The organism is Enterobacter sp. I4 (genome assembly GCF_022669095.1).
Classification (GTDB): domain Bacteria; phylum Pseudomonadota; class Gammaproteobacteria; order Enterobacterales; family Enterobacteriaceae; genus Enterobacter; species Enterobacter pasteurii.
The window spans coordinates 1551983-1572465 of record NZ_JALBUO010000001.1 but is presented as its reverse complement, the minus strand read 5'-3'; the positions used below and the strand labels follow the sequence as shown (position 1 = coordinate 1572465).

The window sequence follows — 20483 nt, the reverse complement described above, 5'->3', positions numbered from 1 at the left end:
CACACACATTCAGGATCAACATAACAATGAAACGTTCTCATCTTTGGGTATTAAATCCGTGCCTGCTTGCCATGCTTTCTACCTCTGCGTGGGCGGAAGAACAAAAGGAAGAAGATATTGTGGTTTCCGCCAGCCGCGCGCACCGCAGCGTGGCGGAGATGGCGCAGACGACCTGGGTCATTGAGCGTGCGGAAATTGAGCAGCAGGTTCAGGGCGGGAAAGAGATTAAAGACGTGCTGGCGCAGCTGATCCCCGGCATGGACGTCAGCAGCCAGGGGCGTACCAACTACGGCATGAACCTGCGCGGTCGCTCCATGATGGTGATGGTAGACGGCGTTCGCCTGAACTCTTCCCGCAGCGACAGCCGCCAGCTTGACTCTATCGATCCGTTCAACATTGACCGCATCGAGGTTATCTCCGGCGCCACCTCGCTCTACGGCGGCGGCAGCACCGGCGGCCTGGTGAATATCGTCACCAAAAAAGGCCAGCCTGAGACCGAAGTGGAGTTCCAGACCGGGGCAAAAAGCGGATTTAACAGCCATAACGATCACGATGAGAACGTCTCCGCCGCGGTGAGCGGCGGTAACGACAACGCCTCTGGCCGTCTGTCGGTCTCCTATCAGCGCTACGGCGGCTGGTACGACGGCAACGGCGACGAGGTGATTATTGATAACACCCAGACCGGCTTACAGTATTCCGACCGTATTGACGTGATGGGCACCGGCACCATCAACATTGACGACCATCAGCAGCTCCAGCTAACCACGCAGTACTACAAAAGCGAATCCGACGGGAAGCACGGCCTGTTCCTCGGGGAGAATTTCGCTGCGGTAACGGGCGATGCCAAAGCCTACAACAAAAACAACCTGGACTCTGACCGGATCCCGGGCACAGAGCGTCACCTGATTAACCTGCAATACTCGAACACCGACTTCTGGGGCCAGGATCTGGTCGCGCAGATTTACTATCGCGATGAGAGCCTGACCTACTACCCGTTCCCGACGCTGAGCAAAGGCACGGTGACGAGCATTGGCGCGTCCCAACAGAAAACTGATTTTTACGGCGGCAAGCTGACGCTGAACAGCAAGCCGGTGGACGACCTGACCCTCACCTGGGGCGTGGATGCCGATCACGAAACCTTCGACGCCAACCAGCAGTTCTTCGACCTGAGCAAAGCGGCAGCAAGCGGCGGCATGAAGCTGGACAACGCCTATAACGTGGGCCGTTATCCGGGCTACAGCATTACCAACCTTGCCCCGTTCCTCCAGGCCAGCTATGACATTGACGCCATCACCCTGAGCGGCGGCGTGCGTTACCAGTACACCGAAAACAAGGTGGACGATTTTGTCGGTTACGCCCAGCAGCAGGCTATCGCCACGGGCAAAGCGACCTCGGCAGACGCGGTGCCGGGCGGGAAAACCGATTACAACAACTTCCTGTTCAACGCGGGGATCCTGGGACGCCTGACCGAACGTCAGCAGCTGTGGTTTAACTTCTCCCAGGGCTTTGAAATCCCGGACCTGGCGAAGTACTACGGATCCGGTACCTATCAGCTGGTCGACGGTCACTATCGTCTGCAAAACAGCGTGAACGTGAACGACTCCACGCTGGACGGCATTAAGGTCAACGCTTATGAACTGGGCTGGCGCTTCACCGGCGATAACCTGCGTACGCAGGTGGCGGCTTACTACTCGCTCTCGGATAAGACCATTACCATCAACAAGAGCGACATGACCATTAACCTGGAAGACGACAAACGCCGTATTTACGGGGTTGAAGGCCAGGTGGATTATTTCTTCACCGACAGCGACTGGAGCACCGGGGCGAACTTTAACGCCATCAAGTCCGAGACGCGCGAAAACGGGAAATGGGAGAAGCTGACGGTAGACAGCGCCAGCCCGTCGAAGGCCAGCGCATGGGTTAACTGGGCGCCGGGCGACTGGGCGTTGCGCGTGCAGAGCACGCAAACCTTTGACGTGTCCGATGCCGACGGCAAGAAGATCGATGGCTATAACACCATTGATTTCCTGGGCAGCTACGCCCTGCCGGTGGGTAAAGTCAGCTTCAGCGTGGAAAACCTGCTGGACAAAGACTACACCACCGCCTGGGGCCAGCGCGCACCGGGGCTGTATAGTCCAACCTACGGCGCACCGGGTCTTTATACCTATAAAGGCCGTGGACGCACCTTTGGTCTGAACTACTCCGTCCTGTTCTGATCCTTCGCGCCGCCTGCGGGCGGCGCAGCCTGCTGTGCAATTTGAAAGCAAATTTGCTATTAAATCATCGGTTTGCTGAAATTCTCGGCAAACGAACAAAAACGCCGTTTTCCCCTTTGACAAGGCGCACGCAGGTCGATAATATTCGCCTCGTTCACACGATTCCTCTGTAGTTCAGTCGGTAGAACGGCGGACTGTTAATCCGTATGTCACTGGTTCGAGTCCAGTCAGAGGAGCCAAATTTGAAAAGCCTGCTTTTAAAGCAGGCTTTTTGCTTTTCTGCATTCGGTTAATTTGCCAGGTGACGGCTATGCCCTACCCGGTCAGCAAACTCTCTGACTGCGCGCGGAAATTTAAATCTGATAATCAATCGCCACTTCTTCCGGCTCCATCACCTGACGTTTGATCTCGTCTACCGAGAGCCCGGCGTTGCACAACTCAATAAACCGCCACACGTAGTTGCGCTGGAGCTGCCCGCGCTTCAGTCCCAGCCAGACGGTATTCGCGTCGAACAGATGGCGCGTGTCCAGACGCACCAGGTTCCCGGCTTCACGCTCGCCGCCGGACTGTTCCGCCACCAGGCCAATCCCCAGCCCTAACTCGACGTAGGTTTTGATCACGTCGGAATCCTGCGCGCTCAGCACCACGTCCGGCGTGAGCCCTTTGCGCTTGAACGCCTCATCAATGCGCGAGCGGCCGGTTATGCCCTGCCGGTAGGTGATGAGCGGCCATTTGCCGATCTCTTCCAGCGTCAGCGGCGAAACCTGGTTCAGCGGGTGATCGTCAGGCAACAGCAGGCTGTGATGCCAGCGGAACCACGGGAAAGCCACCAGCAGCGGGTCGTTGCTCAGCCGTTCACTGGCAATGCCGATATCGGCCCCACCGTTATGCAGCAGCACTTCGATTTCCTGCGGCGTGCCCTGGATCAGCTCGAGACGGACGTCCGGGAAGATCTCACGAAAGGCTTTGATCACCGTCGGGAGGCTGTAGCGCGCCTGCGTATGGGTGGTGGCGATGGTCAGCACGCCGGAGGCATCGCTGGTAAAGAGATCCGCCAGCCGGCGCACGTTGCTGGCCTCGTTGAGTATGCGCTCGGCGATGGTCAGCAGCGCCTTGCCGGGCTCCGTCATGCCGAGCAGGCGCTTGCCGCGGCGGATGAAGATCTCAATGCCTAACTCCTCTTCCAGCTCGCGGATGTGTCGGCTGACGCCCGACTGGGAGGTGTAAAGCATGTTGGCGACTTCAGTCAGGTTGTAATCCCGCCTGGCCGCCTCACGAATAATTTTAAGCTGCTGGAAATTCACGATTCACTCCGGCGCATCTGACATAACGCTATTGTTAGAGTCAGCCGGGCTGTAAAACAAATAATAAAAACCAGCATCTTATGCTTATCTGGAATATCAGCTGACGAGCTGCAGCTCGCGATTTTCCAGCGATGGCTTGCTGACCAGAGACATCAGGATCTCTTTCACCGCCTGCGCCTGCGGAGAAAGCGAACCGCGCGCGGACATGTTCAGGGACAGCGGCAGGCTCATGGACGGCGTGGTGATGCGGGCCATCCAGCCGTTCGCCGCGCTGCACAGCGAACGTGCGGCGGACTCGGGCAGTACCGTCACGCCCATCCCGCTGGCAATGGCGGCAGTCAGCGTGGAGATGGAATCAATCTCACCGATAATTTTCGCCGTGAGGCGGCGCAGCGAGAACGCCTCATCGACGCGCACGCGCACCGCGCTGTAGTCACGCGGCAGGAACAGGTTCATCTCCGCCACCGCCGTTAAATCAATGCTCTGCCCCGGGCAATCGCGGGTACCGACCAGATAGAGGTCTTCCTTCAGCAGCGGCTGGCTGGTTATCCCGGCAACCGGTGAGCGATCGTAGAGTACCGCCATGTCCAGCTGGCCGCTGAGCAGCTTGTCATTCAGGACGGCACCGCTGTTCTCATGCAGGTAAACCAGCACTTCCGGCAGCTCTGCGCGCACCGCCTGGAGCAGCGGCATGGTGACGGACGATGCGGCCGTACCCGGGGCCAGCCCGATGGAGACATGCCCGCTCAGGGTCTGACCAACGTTGTGAACGGCCAGCTGCGCCTGTTCACACTGACGCAGGATGGTGCGAGCGTGGGTATATAAAATTTTACCTGCTTCAGTAGGCGTTACGCCGCGCTTGGTGCGGATCAACAGCTGCTGGTTCATTTCGCCTTCCAGAGTCGCGACCTGCTGGCTCAGCGCAGGCTGCGCGATGTGCAGCACTTCAGCTGCCTGCGTCAGGCTGCCGATATCGACGATTTTTACGAAGTATTTCAGTCGTCTTAAGTTCATGTTGCCCCCTGTTCGAAAATACCGTGCCGCTAACGGCTGTGTTGTTGAACAGGTTTTGCAATATGAATGCCAGTTTTTGCTGATGGCCCGATATCGTCGCTAAGCGGCTGAAAATAAGGAAAGCCAATCGCTGAAGCCCTTTTTCAGGCGCAGGCAACGGTTTCCGATCTGCCCCATTCGGGGTATATCTGCACAAAAATGGTGCATTACGTTGGCAAAATCGTCACTTTGCTGTTTTTGTCAGCAAACGATCGAAAGACGGCGATCCATCCTTTGACAAGGCGTACGCGGGTCGATAATATGCGCCCCGTTCACACGATTCCTCTGTAGTTCAGTCGGTAGAACGGCGGACTGTTAATCCGTATGTCACTGGTTCGAGTCCAGTCAGAGGAGCCAAATTTGAAAAGCCTGCTTTTAAAGCAGGCTTTTTGCTTTTCTGCATTTGCGCTGTCGCAGCCGCCCGTCGAACTATCCTCACATGCCGATCTTCACCGGCATCCCCGACCGCCGCTCCAGTTCGGCCTGCGCGCCATCGCTAACGAGCTGCGCCCGCAGCGCGGCGGTTATGGACAGCGGAACCTTATTCGTGGACTCAAATTCGGCGCGATTGCGCGAAAGCGGCTCGTGCACTTCTACCCAGCGGCTGCCGTCCGGCTCCGTGGTGACCTTTACGGGCATATCGATAAGCTGCACCCGCGTGCCCACCGGGACGTTATCAAACAGGTATTTGATGTCCTCATTGCGCAGGCGAATGCATCCCTGGCTGACGCGCAGCCCGATGCCGAAATTCGAGTTGGTGCCGTGAATGGCATACAGCCTGCCAATATAGATGGCATACAGCCCCATCGGATTATCCGGCCCCGCGGGTACGAACGCGGGCAGGGTTTTGCCCTCTTTCGCGTAAGCGCGACGCGTGTTGGGCGTAGGTGACCAGGTTGGGCCTTCCTGCTTACGCTCCACGGCGGTTACCCAGTTACGCGGCGTTTCGCGTCCGGCCTGGCCGATGCCGACAGGCAGCACCTCCACCGTGTTGCCGTCGGGTGGATAATAGTAAAGGCGCATTTCCGCCACGTTCACCACGATCCCCTCACGCACCGTTGGCGGCAGAATCAGCTGCTGCGGCACCACCAGCCGCGTTCCGGCTCGGGGCAAAAACGGATCGACCCCGGGGTTAGCTTCCAGCATATTGCTCAGCCCCTGCCCGTGCTGCGCCGCGAAGGCTTCGAGCGGCAGGGTATTGCCCTCGGGCACGGTAACGGTGACGGGTGCCCCCACCAGCCGGCTTCCTTCTGGGGGGAGCGGATAGGTTACGGCAAACGCCGCGGGCGCCAGGGAACAAAGCGTAAAAACGAACGAGGCAAATCGAATCATAATGTTCTGTGCTCGGTTAAAAGAGAAAGCCTGCCGGTGGGCAGGCTTATCTTACTTGCATAGCTATGCTTTTGGCGTGCGCCACTTCCGGGTAAGGACTTTTTCCGCTTCGACAATCATGAACATCGCAAACCCAATCAGGAAGGTAATGATCCAGTAGCGGAACGGCAGCGCTTCGGTACCGAACAGCATCTGCATAAACGGTGCATAGACGATCAGAAGCTGAAGCATCAGCAGCACGCCGCTGACAATCCATATTCCCTTATTGGCCAGCAGACCTTTGCTCAGGGAGAAACCGTCGGTGACGCGGCAGTTGAGCATGTAGAACCACTGGGCCGTCACCAGCATTTGCAGCAGCACGGTGCGGATGAATTCCGGCGAGTAACCCCGCGGCTGCAGCCAGGCCTCCAGCACAAAGGCGCTGATGGCAATCATCAGGCCGACAAACGCCACCCGCCAGATGGCGAAACCGTCCATGACGTGCAGATTCGACTTCCGCGGCGGCCGGTGCATGATGTCCTTCTCGCCTGCTTCAAACGCCAGGCCAAACGACAGCGTTGCCGACGTCGCCATGTTCATCCAGAGGATCAGCACGGGCGTTAACGGGATCAGGTTCCCCGCCAGCAGGGCAATAATGATCAGCAACGCCTGGGCGATGTTGCTTGGGATCACAAACAGAATGGTCTTCTTCAGGTTGTCGTAGACCCGCCGCCCCTCGTGCACCGCACTGGCGATGGTGGCGAAGTTATCATCCGTTAGCACCATGTCGGCGGCTTCTTTTGTGACCTCGGTACCTTTGATGCCCATTGCGATGCCGACATCCGCCCGCTTCAGCGCCGGAGCATCGTTCACGCCGTCCCCGGTCATCCCCACCACTTCCTGCTTACTTTGCAGCGCCTGCACCAGGCGGAATTTATCTTCCGGGCTGGTGCGCGCAAAAATATCGTATTTCTGCGCCGCCTCGCTCAGCTGCTGGTCGTCCATTGCCTCCAGCTCGCGTCCCGTGATGGCGCTCGCGGCGTTACCGATGCCCAGCATCTGGCCAATACTCATTGCCGTTTGCGGATGATCGCCGGTAATCATCTTCACGCGAATCCCCGCCTGCAGGCAGTCGGCAATGGCCGTAATGGCCTCCGGACGCGGCGGATCCATCATGCCGGCGATACCGAGCAGAATAACGCCCTCCTGCAAATCCGCATGCTCCAGCTCGCGCTGGCCGCTGGCGGCAGGTTTCCAGGCCGCCGCCACCATGCGCAGCCCTTCACGGGCATACGCTTCAATTTTCTCTTCCCAGTAGGGCTGATTGAACGGCTCCAGCCCGCGGTTCGTCTGCTGCTGCTGGCAAAGGCGGAAAAGCACGTCCGGCGCGCCGGTGATCAGTATCACCTCTTCGTCGCCAAGACGATACAGGGTGGACATGTACTTGTACTGCGAATCAAAGGGGATTTTACCGCGCAGTTCAGAATCGACGGCAGGCAGCGGGATTTTCGCCGCCAGCACCTTCAGCGCACCCTCGGTCGGGCCGCCCGTGATTTTCCACAGCCCCTGCTCATCTTTGATCAGCTGGCTGTCATTACAGAGATCGACGGTGCGGAGATAGCGCTCCAGCACCGAGCCCCGGGCCACGCTCGCTGGCGTCGGGTCGTCAACAGGGTGAATATTCCCCACCGGCTCGTAGCTGTCCCCCTCCACCCGATAGGTGGTGTCCGCGGTGATGACCGCTTTTACCGTCATTTCGTTCATCGTCAGGGTGCCGGTTTTATCCGAGCAGATGACCGTCATCGCCCCCAGCGTTTCCACGGTGGGCAGCTTGCGAATAATCGCCTTGCGCCGCGCCATCGCCTGAACGCCCAGCGAGAGGATAATCGAGATAATGGCCGGTAATCCTTCCGGCACCGCCGCCACCGCCAGGCTTATCAACGACAGCACCAGCTCTGAAACGGGCATATCCCTGAAGATGAGGCTGAAAACAAAAAGCGCCACCATCATCACCAGAATGGTGATGAAAATGGTCTTGCCGAGCCTGTCCATTTGCACCATCAGCGGGGTACGGTGCTTTTCAATGTCCGACATCATCTGGTTGATGTGGCCGAGCTCGGTCTCGCCGCCGGTCGCCACCACCAGCCCTTTCCCCCCGCCGGAGCTGACCGTGGTGCCGGAATAAAGCAGGTTGTAACGGTCGCCTAACGGCAGTTCGCCGCTGAGCGCATCGCTGCTTTTCTCCACGACGGTGGATTCGCCGGTGAGGATAGCCTCTTCCACCCGCAGGTTGTGGGCCTCTATCACGCGAAGGTCGGCGGGAATGCGGTCCCCGGCGCGTATCACCACAACGTCTCCCGGCACCAGCGCCGTGGTGGGGATGGTTTCATGGCTGCCCTGCCTGATGACCACCGCCTCGCTGGAGAGCATATTGCGAATGCTTTGCAGCGATTTCTCCGCGTTGCTCTCCTGAATATGGCCGATCAGGGCGTTAATGACGGCGACCCCGAGAATGACAAACATATCCACCCAGTGTCCCATTACCAGCTTCAGCAGTGCCGCCGCCAGCAGGACATAAATAAGGACATCGTTAAAATGGGCTAAAAAGCGCAGCCAGCCGGGTTTACCCGCTTTTTGCGGCAGCGCGTTTTCACCATATTGTTCCAGCCTGGCGGTGGCTTCCGTACGGCTAAGTCCGTCGGGGCTGGATTGTATATTTGTCAGGGTTTCTTCAACGGTCTGTTGATAATACGGACGGTGAGGTTTTTCTGTTTTCATCGTTCCTTCCTCGGGTTCTTTTCAGAAATCACCTTGCTTCACGCCATTAACGAATAACGAAAACAGGAACATGCGCGTAACGAACGATACTCGCCGCCTCCGATCCTAATAAGTGGGTTTGAATATTAGGATTGCGCGACCCCACAATTATCGCTCCGGCGTTAAGTTCATCCGCCAGCTTTATTACCTCATCACGAATATTTCCGCTGCGAACGTGGAGATGGACGTGGGCTTCCGGCAGGTTGACTTTTTTTACCAGCGCGGCAAGCTTTTCTTTAGCGTTATTAATCATATATTCATCCATCTTTCTTGCGTCTGCAATAAAGCCGCGCGTCAGTTCAGCGGAAAACTTTGGCATAACGTGCAGCAGGTGGATTTCACCCGACGCGCTTTGCGCCAGGAACTGAGCGTGCTGAAGCGCTTTGTCAGAGAGGGTTGTCTCATAGACGTCCACCGGAACCAGAATATTTTTATACATACCGAGCATCCTTTTTATGACCAACACGACGGTGTGTGAACCAGGAGAAATCGCATAACGCGCAGGGGTATACGCGTGAATGACGTTTAGAGAAAAAAGGGATGAATGCTATTAAACGTAGCACAGGAATATCAGGATGTTATTCAAAGCGAACCAGCTTTTGTTACTAACGTTCAGCCCGCAGGCGACACGCCGCTAATAATGGTTATTTAACATTTATTTATTCACCGACTATGCTCATAGTCAGGCACGCCACGCGCTCACTGATATTTATCCCGCGCCACCTTCCACCTCATGGAGGAATGCATGTACGGTTTAAGCCTGATTCGACTTGGTTTGTTTATCGCGCTTGCCATTATCGCCAGCACGGCAATCGGCTTATTTACCTATGCGGTCGTCTCGGCCCTGGCAGAATAGCGCCGCCTCAGCATTGATGGCGAAATAAAATAATTATTTTCAGGGGTATACCGTGAAACGTTACGTCTCTTTTCTGCCCGTCGCGTTACTGCTGCTGACGGCGTGCGACTCCAGACCCGATCCCGCCGCTCCCCTGCCCAAAATGGTAAAGGTCGCGGAGGTGGCTGAAGCCGGCAGCGCGCAGCAGCGGGTTTTCCCCGCCCGCATTGAATCCGGCGACGCCACGGATCTGGCCTTCAAGCGTCCCGGGCAGATTGAGGCGCTCGATATTCGCCAGGGCGCCGTCATCAGGCAGGGGCAACCGCTCGCCAGGCTCAACGCCCGCGAGGCGCAGCAGCGCCTGAACGACAGGCAAACGGCGGCGACGCTGGCCCAGCGGCAGTTCGACCGCTTCCAGACGCTGGCGGGACGCCAGGCCATTTCGAAGGCCGAGATGGACGTTCAGCGCGCGCAGCGCGACTCCGCAAACGCCGCGCTACAGATTGCCCGCGAAGAATTAAGCCAGATGACGCTCGTCGCCCCCTTTAGCGGGACCGCGGCCAGCGTGCACGTGCGAAACCATCAGGTCGTTTCAGCAGGCCAGCCCGTCGTCACGCTGACCCGCACGGACACGCTGGACGTGGTGTTCAGCATTCCTGAGAATCTGTTCAGAACCTTCGATATCCGTAACATGCAGTATCGCCCGGTCGTGAGGATTAACGCCCTGCCTGACCGCGAATTTACCGCCGTCTACAAAGAGCACTCGGGCAGCAGCGACAGCAATACCCTGACCTGGCAGGTAATTTTAACCATGCCCAGGCCGGACGATTTTCCCGCCGTGGGGGGCGTCAGCGGGACGGTCACCGTCAATCTAACCAACCTTCCCGCGGGGGTGGGCACTCAGGCGCTGGTGGTGCCGGTTGAGGCGGTCTTTAACCCCGATAACAGCCCGCGCAATGAGCCGCACGTCTGGGTGGTCAAGGGTGAGGGCGATGCGTTGCACCTGGAAGATCGCAAGGTCAGCGTGGGCCAGGTCAGCACCGAGGGAGTGGTGATCACGCGCGGACTTCATGCCGGCGAGCGCGTGGTGGCCGCGGGAGTGGGGGAATTGCATGCCAACCAGCCGGTTCGCATCTGGACGCGTGAACGGGGACTGTAATGGATATTACTCGTCAGTTTATCAACAACCCGGTTCGCGTCTGGCTGACCATTCTGCTGCTGGGCGTTGGCGGCGTGTTTGCCCTGCTGAATATCGGCAGGCTGGAAGATCCCGCATTTACCATCAAAACGGCGGTTGTGGTCACCCATTATCCGGGCGCGTCGGCGCAGCAGGTTGAGGAAGAGGTTACCCTGCCGCTGGAAAACGCGCTTCAGCAGCTACCGTACCTGGATAACGTCAGCTCCATCTCCTCCAGCGGCCTGTCGCAAATCACCGTGAATATCGCGTCGCGCTACCATTCAAACGATCTGCCGCAGATCTGGGATGAACTGCGCCGCCGCGTGGGGGATGCCGCGCGCCAGTTTCCGCCGGGCGTGGTGACCCCGTTTGTGAATGACGATTTTGGCGACGTGTTCGGCTTTTTCTTTGCCATTTCCGGAGATGAATTTAGTAATCCGGAACTGGTGCGCTATGCCGAGCAGCTGCGCCGGGAGCTGGTCCTGGTGCCGGGCGTCGGTAAGGTCGCCATCGGCGGGGCCATCAGCCAGCAGATCAACGTGGATATTTCTCTGAGCAAAATGGCCGCACGCGGAATCACGCTAAACCAACTCTCCGCGCTGCTGGGCAGGCTGAATGTGGTCTCCAGCGCGGGGGACATTCCCGCCGGAACCGAGTCGATCCGCCTGCATCCTACCGGTGAGTTCGAGAATATTGACGAGCTTGCCGATCTCATCATCTCCCCGTCCGGCACCGGGGCAACTACCCGCCTAAGGGATATCGCCACCCTGTCGCGCGGGCTGAATGCCTCACCGCCCGGCATCTACCATGCCAACGGCAGAAAGGCCGTCACCATGGGCGTCTCTTTTATCCCCGGCGTGAATGTGATCGACGTGGGGCATGCGCTGGAGGTGAAGCTTCAGCAGATGTCCGCTGAAAAACCGGCGGGGATCCATATCGACCTGTTTTACGATCAGGCCGCGGAAGTGGGCCATTCCGTGAACGGGTTTATCGTTAATTTCCTGATGGCGCTGGCAATCGTCGTCGGCGTGCTGCTGATTTTTATGGGCCTGCGCAGCGGGATTATCATCGCCTTCTCCCTCGCGCTCAACGTGCTGGGTACGCTGCTTTTCATGTATCTCTGGGGAATTGAACTGCAGCGCATTTCCCTGGGGGCGCTGATCATCGCCCTCAGTATGCTGGTGGACAACGCCATCGTGATTGTCGAAGGGGTACTTATTGCCCGGCAGCAGGGTTCGCCCCTGTCCGGGGCCATTAATCACATCATCCGCCGCTCTGCCCTGCCGCTGCTGGGCGCGACGGTGATCGCTATTCTGGCCTTTGCGCCCGTCGGGCTGTCGCAGGACTCCACCGGCGAGTACTGTAAATCGCTGTTTCAGGTGCTGCTGATTTCGCTCATGCTGAGCTGGTTCTCAGCGCTCACCATTACCCCGGTGCTGATTAAGTGGTGGCTGTTTAAGCATGACGCTGCGCCGCCGAAGGCCGACGAAACGGATCCTTACGACAAACGCATCTATCGGCTCTATCAGGGCTTGCTGAGCGCGCTACTGCGGCGTAAGGCACCGACGCTGATCGTCATGGCCGCCCTGCTGGCCGCTGCGGTCTGGGGCTTTGGTGCGGTTCGCCAGAACTTCTTTCCCTCCTCCAGTACGCCGATTTTCTTTGTCGACCTCTGGCTTCCTTACGGAACCAACATCAAATGGACCGAGAAAATGACCGGGGATATCGAGAAAACCATTAACGGCCAGCCCGGCGTGGAGACCACGGTCTCGACGATTGGTCAGGGAAGTATGCGTTTTATTCTGACCTACAGCGGGCAGCGCCAGTACAGCAACTACGCGCAAATCATGGTGCGGATGGACGATCGACGTACCATTCCGGCGCTGGCACGCCACGTGGATGAGTACATTGCCCGCCACTACCCGCAGGTTAACGCCAGCACGAAGCGGGTAATGTTTGGCCCCTCCGGCGACAGCGCCATTGAGGTACGCATCAAAGGGCCCGATCCCGACAGGCTGCGCCTGATAGCCAGCCAGGTGGATGATATCCTCGCGCGCGATCCGGCCACCGACAGCGTAAGGAACGACTGGCAAAACCGCAGCAAGGTGATCCGTCCCCAGTACGTTGCCGCGCTCGGCCGCGAGCTTGGCGTGGATAAGCAGGACGTCGATAACGCCCTGGAGATGAATTTCTCCGGCAGCCGGGCGGGACTGTACCGGGAAGGGAGCGACCTGTTACCCGTGGTGGTGCGCCCCCCGGAAAGCGAGCGGCTGGACGCCAATCACCTGAACAACGTGCTGGTCTGGAGCCAGACCCGACAGCAGTATATTCCGCTGAGTAACGTCGTCAGCAGCTTCTCGCTGGAGTGGGAAGACCCGCTGATCCTGCGTCGCGACCGCTCGCGGGTGCTGACCGTGCAGACCGACCCCGACCCGCTGAGCCAGCAGACCTCCGGCGATATTCTCGCCCGCGTGAAGCCGCACGTTGATGCGCTTCCCCTGCCCCACGGCTACAGCATCGAGTGGGGCGGAGATGCAGAAAACTCCAGCGAAGCGCAGCAGGGCCTGTTCACCACGCTGCCGCTGGGGTATCTGGTGATGTTTGCCATCACGGTTCTGATGTTCAGTTCGCTGAAAAACGCCGTTGCCATCTGGCTGACCGTACCGCTGGCGCTGATCGGCGTCACGCCGGGATTTTTACTGACCGGGATCCCCTTTGGCTTTATGGCGCTTATAGGCCTGCTGAGCCTGAGCGGGATGCTGATCCGCAACGGCATTGTGCTGGTGGAAGAGATCGAGCAGCAGAAAGCGCATAAGGATCAGCACGACGCGATCGTCTACGCCGCCACCTCGCGCCTGCGCCCTATCCTGCTGACCGCCTTTACCACCGTGCTTGGCCTCGCTCCCCTGCTGCTGGATGTGTTCTTCCAGAGCATGGCCGTTGTGATTATGTTTGGACTTGGGTTTGCTACAATCCTTACGCTTTTGGTACTCCCGGTAATTTATGCGTGTTTTCATCGTAAGGACAAAGCTGAACAACAATGAATGCGACAGGGCTGAACATCATCAAGACGCTGGGCTGTATGACGGCGGTAACCTTTTTCACCATCTACAACACCTGGGATCGTTATGATTATGACTACCACTGGATCCTGGGCTTTTTAACGTTTATTTCGACCATCGCCACGCCGCTGTTTTTTGTGGTTGCAGGTTATCTGGACGGGCAATCCCGTCACGGCACAAGCTGGCAGCTTAATAAGATCAAAAGCCTGGTTATCGTCTTTCTGTTCTGGGTAACCATCTACTACCTGTGGGAGCCCTATCAGCGCGGCTATCTGATCCAGCCCTGGTTCGTGTTCGCGTTTGTCGTGATTTACACGTTTCATCCGGCGGTGGAGTGGCTCAGCCAGCGGCGCAGGCTGTTTTGCGGGGTGATTGCCGGCCTGCTGCTTTTCTCGTACGGGTACGATTTGCTGTCAGCGCTCTATCCTGAGGCCCATGTTCTTTCGCTGTCGCCCCAGTACCGGCTGTGGACGTGGCTGCTGTTTTATCTGACGGGGCAGCTTTTTTGCGATCCGCAAATCGCAGCGTGGATCGGCCGCAAAAGCGTGGTCAGGGCAGCGGTAATTGCCATTCCTTTTATTTATCTCTTCACGTGGTTTTACGAGCGGCACTTCTTTTTCGCGCTGTTTAAAGCCGACAGAAACGCCTTTATACTCACGGGATCGCAAATCTACATTCTGATCATCGCGCTGGTGATTGCGGCAAATGGCGTACGCTTTCGCCGCAATGCGGAGTTTAAGGAGTCCGTGCTGGCCGCCATAAGCAAAACGATGACCGGGGTATATATTATGCACTACTCGGTGTTTCACCTGCTGACGGCCCTTATTCCGGTGACCTCGCTGAGCATCAAGCTTGCCCTGATCGTGCTCACCTTTATAACGTCGGTCCTGTTTTCTCTGCTGATCCTCTCCAACGCGGTGGCTAAAAAAGTGATCACCCTTTAAAAGCCCAGCCGCAGCCAGGCAAACAGCACGTTGCCGTTGTTGTAGGTTCCGGGAATATAGGTGAACTGAACGGTAGCGCGCTTGTACCCGGCGGAGAACAGGGGAAAGATAAACGGAAGCGGTACATAGTTAGCAAAGTCGTCGCGGGCCGTGATGCCCGCCGCGGCGCCCAGCCCCAGGCGAAAATCTTTCGCGTTATCGAGATACCACCCTTTTTCCCAGCCGTAGCCCATCGCGGGCTGCCACTCGTTGTGGGAATCTTTAAACATCATGGCAAAGAGCGCGCTCCAGTTGCCCTCATCGCTGTAGCGAGATATGCCCAGCCCCCCGCCCCACGGCATTTCGTTGTAATTGTCCGTTTTTTCTTTATCGTACATAAAGCGAGCGTGCCAGCTCAGAAACGGCAGATAGAGATCGTAACGATCCGGCTGCTCCCAGGTCTGAGAAATATCCTCCGTCAGCGCGTCCCACCAGCGGTGAATGCGCTGCTCGCCATAGACTTTAGGCTCCGCATGCAGCGGCGAAACCACTAAAAACAGAACGACCCAGAGTGCAGGAAAGAGGCGTTGCATGGTTATTCCCTCAGCTTACGTCACGTTGCGATCGTTATTACTGTAAACCATCCAGACCTAACCGGAGCCAAACAGGTTGATTTATGTTGGGGCGGGGTAAGATGAAATATATTTATTTAGCGCTTTCAGGAAAGATAAAAACGTTTTCTCAGGCCGCCCGTCGCGGTAGTCTCATACGTTCCGTCACTACGACGGCCGCAGTGTGAGTGACCTTTTCTTATACCAATAATTAAAAATCAGTACGGACAGGACAACTATGGACTCAACCCTCATCTCCGCTCGCCCTGACGAGGAGACACCTTCGCTTAACCGCGCCCGCCGCGCCGCTTTAGGGAGCTTCGCAGGCGCCGTCGTCGACTGGTATGACTTTCTGCTCTACGGCATCACCGCCGCGCTGGTGTTCAACCGTGAATTCTTTCCCCAGATCGGCCCCGCCATGGGCACGCTGGCCGCCTTTGCCACCTTCGGCGTCGGCTTCCTGTTTCGCCCTCTCGGCGGGGTGATCTTCGGCCACTTCGGCGACCGCCTGGGCCGCAAGCGCATGCTGATGCTCACCGTGTGGATGATGGGCATTGCCACCGCGCTAATTGGCATTTTGCCGTCCTTTGACTCCATCGGCTGGTGGGCACCGGTGCTGCTGGTGACGCTGCGCGCCATTCAGGGCTTTGCCGTAGGCGGCGAATGGGGCGGCGCGGCGTTGCTCTCCGTGGAAAGTGCGCCAAAAAACAGGAAAGCCTTTTACAGCAGCGGCGTACAGGTGGGATATGGCGTGGGCCTGCTGCTCTCCACCGGGCTGGTGTCGTTGATAAGCCAGCTCACCACCGACGAGCAGTTCCTGAGCTGGGGCTGGCGTATACCGTTTATCTTCAGCATTGTGCTGGTCGTGGTGGCCCTCTGGATCCGCAACGGCATGGAGGAGTCGGCCGAATTTGAACAGCAGCAGCGGGAAAAGCCGGTAGCGAAAAAACGGCTACCGGTAATGGAAGCGCTGGTGCAGCACCCTGGCGCTTTTCTGAAAATTATCGCCCTGCGCCTGTGTGAACTGTTGACCATGTATATCGTCACCGCTTTTGCCCTGAACTATTCGACGCAAAACCTCGGCCTGCCGCGGGAGCTGTTCCTGAACATTGGCCTGGTGGTCGGCGGAATAAGCTGCCTGACCATCCCCTGCTTCGCCTGGCTCGCCGACCGGTTTGGCCGTCGGCGGGTTTACATCACCGGGGCATTAATCGGCACCCTGAGCGCGTGGCCGTTCTTTATGGCGCTGGAGGCGCAGTCGGTCTTCTGGATCGTCTTCTTCGCCATCATGCTGGCCAATGTCGCCCACGACATGGTGGTATGCGTGCAGCAACCGATGTTTACCGAGCTGTTCGGCGCAAGCTACCGCTACAGCGGCGCGGGCGTGGGATACCAGGTCGCAAGCGTGGTCGGCGGCGGGTTTACGCCGTTTATCGCCGCCGCGCTGGTGACCTTCTCCGGCGGCGACTGGCACAGCGTGGCGATTTACCTACTGGCGGGCTGCCTGCTCTCCGCCGCGACCGCCCTGTTTATGAAGGAAACCGCGCACGGCTGATCTCCTCACTTTTGTTTCACAGGCGTGTGACATACTATCGGGTATCGCCGCACACCTGTGGAACAAGGAGACAGACATGAATAATAAGGGCTCCAGCCTGACCCCGGCTCAGGCGCTGGAAAAACTCGACGCGCTGTATGAACAGTCCGTCAACGCGCTGCGTAACGCCATCGGCGACTATATCGAAACCGGGAAACTTCCCGATGAAAAGGCCAGAACCCAGGGCCTTTTTGTTTATCCATCGCTCTCTGTCACCTGGGACGGCAGCGCCAGCAGTAATCCGAAAACCCGCGCCTATGCCCGCTTCACCCACTCGGGCTGTTACAGCACGACCATCACCCGTCCCGGGCTGTTTCGGCCCTATCTGGAAGAGCAGCTCACGCTGCTGTACCAGGACTACGGCGCGCATATCAGCGTCGAACCGTCCCTGCACGAGATCCCCTACCCCTACGTGATAGACGGCTCGGCGCTGACGCTGGACCGCTCCATGAGCGCGGGGCTGACGCGCCACTTCCCGACGACCGAGCTGTCGCAGATTGGCGATGAAACGGCTGACGGCATCTACCACCCGGCTGAGTTTTCACCGCTGTCGCACTTTGATGCCCGCCGGGTGGATTTCTCGCTGGCGCGCCTGCGCCATTACACCGGCACGCCGGCCGAACACTTCCAGCCGTTCGTGCTGTTTACCAACTACACGCGCTATGTGGACGAATTTGTCCGCTGGGGCTGTAGCCAGATCCTCGACCCGGACAGCCCTTACATCGCCCTCTCCTGCGCGGGCGGGATCTGGATCACCGCCGAAACCGAAGCGCCGGAGGAGGCCATCTCCGACCTGGCGTGGAAAAAGCACCAGATGCCGGCCTGGCACCTGATCACCGCCGACGGGCAGGGCATTACGCTGATTAACATCGGCGTTGGCCCGTCGAATGCGAAAACCATCTGCGACCACCTGGCGGTGCTGCGCCCGGACGTCTGGCTGATGATCGGCCACTGCGGCGGCCTGCGCGAAAGTCAGCTGATTGGCGATTACGTCCTGGCCCACGCCTACCTGCGCGACGACCACGTTCTCGACGCGGTTCTGCCGCCGGACATTCCAATCCCAAGCATCGCCGAAGTGCAGCGCGCCCTTTACGACGCCACGAAAGAGGTGAGCGGCATGCCGGGTGAAGAGGTGAAGCAGCGCCTGCGTACCGGTACGGTCGTCACCACGGATGACCGCAACTGGGAGCTGCGTTATTCCGCCTCCGCGCTGCGCTTCAACCTCAGCCGCGCGGTGGCCATCGACATGGAAAGCGCCACGATTGCAGCGCAGGGCTACCGCTTCCGCGTGCCTTACGGCACGCTGCTGTGCGTATCCGATAAGCCGCTTCACGGGGAAATCAAGCTGCCGGGTCAGGCGAACCGTTTTTACGAGGGGGCAATTTCTGAACATTTGCAAATCGGTATTCGCGCCATCGATTTGCTGCGCGCGGAAGGCGACAGGCTGCATTCCCGCAAGCTACGCACCTTCAACGAGCCGCCGTTCCGCTGATAGCAGGGCTTCGCCTTCCCGTCTCTGGGTAAGGCGAAGCCGCTTCCCGACAGGTTTACAGAACGCAGAAAAGCAAAAAGCCTGCTTTAAAAGCAGGCTTCTTAAATTTGGCTCCTCTGACTGGACTCGAACCAGTGACATACGGATTAACAGTCCGCCGTTCTACCGACTGAACTACAGAGGAATCGTGTGAACGGGGCGCATATTATCGATGCGCCCTGAGGATGTCAAAGGGTGAATGCAGATTTTCAATCGTTTGCCGATTTATTCTCCACTTCGCGCATTTGTCAGGCGTTCGCGGTTTCCGAAACCGCCTGTTCCGTTTTTTTGCGCGGGTATTTCCACAGCCAGCGTCCGCTCACCATACGCCAGTAGAACAGCGCGCCGCGCACGGCCCAGTCAAGGAACATCCCCAGCCAGACGCCGACCACGCCCATGCCCAGCATCACCCCCAGCGTGTAGCCCGCCACGACGCGACAGCCCCACATGCCGAGCATGGACACCCACATGGCGAAGCGGGCGTCGCGCGCCCCTTTCAGCCCGGCAGGCAGCACCCAGGAGGCCGCCCAAATCGGCATAAACGCCGCGTTGAGCCAAATCAGCACCTTCACCACCTCTTTTACGTCATTTTCATGCGTGTAGAACGAGGCCATCAGCCCTGCAAACGGCGCGGTTCCCCACGCGATTGCCGTCAGCCCAATGGTTGAAAGCCAGAAGACGTGGCGAAGCTGCCGTTCCGCCTGCCCTATCTGCCCTTTTCCGAGGCGCCTGCCGGTGATAATCGTCGACGCTGACCCCAGCGCGTTACCGGGCAGGTTAATGAGCGAGGCGATGGAGAAGGCAATAAAGTTACCGGCGATTACGTCCGTCCCCATCCCGGCAACAAACATTTGCGTTAACAGCTTCCCGCCGTTGAACAGCACGGATTCAATACTGGCCGGAATACCAATCCCCATCACTTCCCAGATAATGGCGAAGTTAAGCGGACGGAAATAGCTTTTCAGCGTCAGGCGCAGCGATGGCGCGATCCCCGCCATCAGAACGCCGATAATGGCCGCCGCACCGATATAGCGGGAAATGGTCAGCCCTAGCCCCGCGCCGACAAAACCCAGCCCATCCCAGGAGAAGACGCCGTAGATCAAGATAGTGCTGATGATGATGTTCAGGATGTTCATCCCGCCGTTTATCAGCAGCGGAATTTTTGTATTGCCGGCCCCGCGCAGCGCGCCGCTGCCAATCAGCGCGATGGCGGCCGCCGGATAGCTCAGCACCGTCATTTCCAGATAGGTGAGCGCCAGCGCCTTCACTTCACCGGTCGCTTCACCCGCCACCACGTCAATGATCTCTTTGCCGTAGTAATGGATAACCGCCGCGAGAACGATCGAAAAGAGCGTCATGATCATCAGCGACTGTCTGGCTGCTTCCCGGGCGCGTTTCGGATCGAGCTTGCCGAGGCTGAACGCCACCACCACCGTCGTCCCGAGATCGATAGCGGCGAAGAACGACATCACAACCATGTTGAAGCTGTCCGCCAGCCCTACCCCGGCCATCGCTTCTTTGCCAAGCCAGCTCACCAGGAAGGTGCTCAGCACCCCCATTAACAGGACGCAGGTATTCTCCAGAAAGATGGGCACAGCAAGGGGGGTGATTTCACGCCAGAACAGAACTCGATAGCTTTTACGTTTGGCATACCAGGGCGTGCGCATTATCGCCTGGCGTATGGGGGCGGTGACGTTCAAAATGGACCTTAGCGAGAAAGTTGAAACTCCATTTCAAATGATGGGGCAGAAATGCGTATCCTGCAAAGTATTTTCCATAAAATTATGTCTGGATTAGCAACAAAACGACGACAGAATCATCAATCAGTCACTTTTACCTAAGATCAGGTTTGACAAAAGTTTTTTCGCCGCTAAGATAAGCCTCCACAACGATTCCTCTGTAGTTCAGTCGGTAGAACGGCGGACTGTTAATCCGTATGTCACTGGTTCGAGTCCAGTCAGAGGAGCCAAATTTAAAAAGCCTGCTTTCGAGCAGGCTTTTTGCTTTTCTGCGTTCGCTAAAACTGTCGGAAGCAACCAGGCCATACCC

The 20483-nt window shown here is 58.0% G+C and carries 13 protein-coding genes and 4 tRNA genes; 9 read left to right on the top strand and 8 right to left on the bottom strand.

Going from position 1 to position 20483, the window contains the following annotated elements; translation table 11 throughout:
• Positions 1-26 precede the first annotated feature (26 nt).
• Positions 27-2216, top strand: coding sequence for a TonB-dependent siderophore receptor (locus tag MOQ06_RS07455; RefSeq protein WP_242172243.1), 2190 nt, complete (start codon positions 27-29; stop codon positions 2214-2216).
• 163 nt (positions 2217-2379) lie between these two features.
• Positions 2380-2455 (top strand) — tRNA-Asn (locus MOQ06_RS07450).
• A 114-nt stretch (positions 2456-2569) separates the two neighbouring features.
• Here MOQ06_RS07450 and cbl read toward each other — a convergent pair.
• Positions 2570-3520 carry an HTH-type transcriptional regulator Cbl gene (gene cbl, locus MOQ06_RS07445; protein ID WP_148418188.1) on the bottom strand — a complete coding sequence of 317 codons (951 nt, stop codon included), beginning with the start codon at positions 3518-3520 and terminating at the stop codon, positions 2570-2572.
• A gap of 96 nt (positions 3521-3616) precedes the next feature.
• Complete coding sequence (nac, locus tag MOQ06_RS07440; RefSeq protein WP_148418189.1) at positions 3617-4534, bottom strand: nitrogen assimilation transcriptional regulator NAC; 918 nt, start codon at positions 4532-4534, stop codon at positions 3617-3619.
• A 320-nt stretch (positions 4535-4854) separates the two neighbouring features.
• On the opposite strand from nac, the gene MOQ06_RS07435 reads away from it, so the two are divergent.
• A tRNA-Asn gene (locus tag MOQ06_RS07435) sits at positions 4855-4930 on the top strand.
• A gap of 78 nt (positions 4931-5008) precedes the next feature.
• On the opposite strand, the gene ldtA is transcribed toward MOQ06_RS07435, so the two are convergent.
• The 3 genes from ldtA to MOQ06_RS07420 all read right to left on the bottom strand — a co-directional run bounded on the left by ldtA (position 5009) and on the right by MOQ06_RS07420 (position 9140).
• On the bottom strand, positions 5009-5905 hold the full coding sequence (gene ldtA, locus MOQ06_RS07430) for a L,D-transpeptidase (RefSeq protein ID WP_242172242.1): 897 nt from the start codon (positions 5903-5905) through the stop codon (positions 5009-5011).
• Between the two features lie 63 nt (positions 5906-5968).
• Positions 5969-8662, bottom strand: a complete 2694-nt coding sequence (locus tag MOQ06_RS07425) for a cation-transporting P-type ATPase (RefSeq protein ID WP_242172241.1) — start codon at positions 8660-8662, stop codon at positions 5969-5971.
• Between the two features lie 46 nt (positions 8663-8708).
• On the bottom strand, positions 8709-9140 hold the full coding sequence (locus tag MOQ06_RS07420; protein ID WP_148418192.1) for a universal stress protein: 432 nt from the start codon (positions 9138-9140) through the stop codon (positions 8709-8711).
• Positions 9141-9609: 469 nt separating this feature from the next.
• Here MOQ06_RS07420 and MOQ06_RS07415 point away from each other — a divergent pair, with 469 nt between their 5' ends.
• Genes MOQ06_RS07415 through MOQ06_RS07405 form a run of 3 tightly spaced genes read left to right on the top strand, consistent with a single transcriptional unit; the run spans position 9610 to position 14719 of the window.
• The gene (locus MOQ06_RS07415) at positions 9610-10695 is read left to right on the top strand and encodes an efflux RND transporter periplasmic adaptor subunit (protein WP_176609966.1); all 1086 of its coding nucleotides are present in this window, start codon (positions 9610-9612) and stop codon (positions 10693-10695) included.
• Positions 10695-13757: an efflux RND transporter permease subunit gene (locus MOQ06_RS07410; protein ID WP_242172240.1), complete on the top strand. Its 3063-nt coding sequence runs from the start codon at positions 10695-10697 to the stop codon at positions 13755-13757. Before MOQ06_RS07415 ends, MOQ06_RS07410 begins: the two co-directional genes overlap by 1 nt.
• Positions 13754-14719: an acyltransferase family protein gene (locus tag MOQ06_RS07405; RefSeq protein WP_242172238.1), complete on the top strand. Its 966-nt coding sequence runs from the start codon at positions 13754-13756 to the stop codon at positions 14717-14719. Before MOQ06_RS07410 ends, MOQ06_RS07405 begins: the two co-directional genes overlap by 4 nt.
• On the opposite strand, the gene pagP is transcribed toward MOQ06_RS07405, so the two are convergent.
• A complete protein-coding gene (gene pagP / locus MOQ06_RS07400) occupies positions 14716-15291 on the bottom strand; it encodes a lipid IV(A) palmitoyltransferase PagP (RefSeq protein WP_148418195.1) in 576 nt (191 codons plus the stop codon). The genes MOQ06_RS07405 and pagP overlap by 4 nt on opposite strands.
• A 256-nt stretch (positions 15292-15547) precedes the next feature.
• On the opposite strand from pagP, the gene shiA reads away from it, so the two are divergent.
• Complete coding sequence (gene shiA / locus MOQ06_RS07395; RefSeq protein WP_242172235.1) at positions 15548-16864, top strand: shikimate transporter; 1317 nt, start codon at positions 15548-15550, stop codon at positions 16862-16864.
• Between the two features lie 76 nt (positions 16865-16940).
• Positions 16941-18395, top strand: a complete 1455-nt coding sequence (locus tag MOQ06_RS07390) for an AMP nucleosidase (RefSeq protein ID WP_148418197.1) — start codon at positions 16941-16943, stop codon at positions 18393-18395.
• A 108-nt stretch (positions 18396-18503) separates the two neighbouring features.
• Here MOQ06_RS07390 and MOQ06_RS07385 read toward each other — a convergent pair.
• Both MOQ06_RS07385 and emmdR read right to left on the bottom strand, forming a co-directional pair.
• Positions 18504-18579, bottom strand: a tRNA-Asn gene (locus MOQ06_RS07385).
• A gap of 103 nt (positions 18580-18682) precedes the next feature.
• Positions 18683-20137 (bottom strand): multidrug efflux MATE transporter EmmdR, encoded by a 1455-nt coding sequence (gene emmdR / locus MOQ06_RS07380; protein ID WP_242173225.1) that lies wholly within the window; start codon positions 20135-20137, stop codon positions 18683-18685.
• A 190-nt stretch (positions 20138-20327) separates the two neighbouring features.
• Here emmdR and MOQ06_RS07375 point away from each other — a divergent pair.
• Positions 20328-20403 (top strand) — tRNA-Asn (locus MOQ06_RS07375).
• Positions 20404-20483: the final 80 nt, after the last annotated feature.

What these genes read in the sequence shown, in the direction of transcription:
- MOQ06_RS07455 (WP_242172243.1), top strand. Translation starts at nt 27, where the DNA reads ATGAAACGTTCTCATCTTTGGGTATTAAATCCGTGCCTGCTTGCCATG.
- nac (WP_148418189.1), bottom strand. Translation starts at nt 4,534, where the DNA reads ATGAACTTAAGACGACTGAAATACTTCGTAAAAATCGTCGATATCGGC.
- ldtA (WP_242172242.1), bottom strand. Translation starts at nt 5,905, where the DNA reads ATGATTCGATTTGCCTCGTTCGTTTTTACGCTTTGTTCCCTGGCGCCC.
- MOQ06_RS07425 (WP_242172241.1), bottom strand. Translation starts at nt 8,662, where the DNA reads ATGAAAACAGAAAAACCTCACCGTCCGTATTATCAACAGACCGTTGAA.
- MOQ06_RS07420 (WP_148418192.1), bottom strand. Translation starts at nt 9,140, where the DNA reads ATGTATAAAAATATTCTGGTTCCGGTGGACGTCTATGAGACAACCCTC.
- MOQ06_RS07410 (WP_242172240.1), top strand. Translation starts at nt 10,695, where the DNA reads ATGGATATTACTCGTCAGTTTATCAACAACCCGGTTCGCGTCTGGCTG.
- MOQ06_RS07405 (WP_242172238.1), top strand. Translation starts at nt 13,754, where the DNA reads ATGAATGCGACAGGGCTGAACATCATCAAGACGCTGGGCTGTATGACG.
- pagP (WP_148418195.1), bottom strand. Translation starts at nt 15,291, where the DNA reads ATGCAACGCCTCTTTCCTGCACTCTGGGTCGTTCTGTTTTTAGTGGTT.
- shiA (WP_242172235.1), top strand. Translation starts at nt 15,548, where the DNA reads ATGGACTCAACCCTCATCTCCGCTCGCCCTGACGAGGAGACACCTTCG.
- MOQ06_RS07390 (WP_148418197.1), top strand. Translation starts at nt 16,941, where the DNA reads ATGAATAATAAGGGCTCCAGCCTGACCCCGGCTCAGGCGCTGGAAAAA.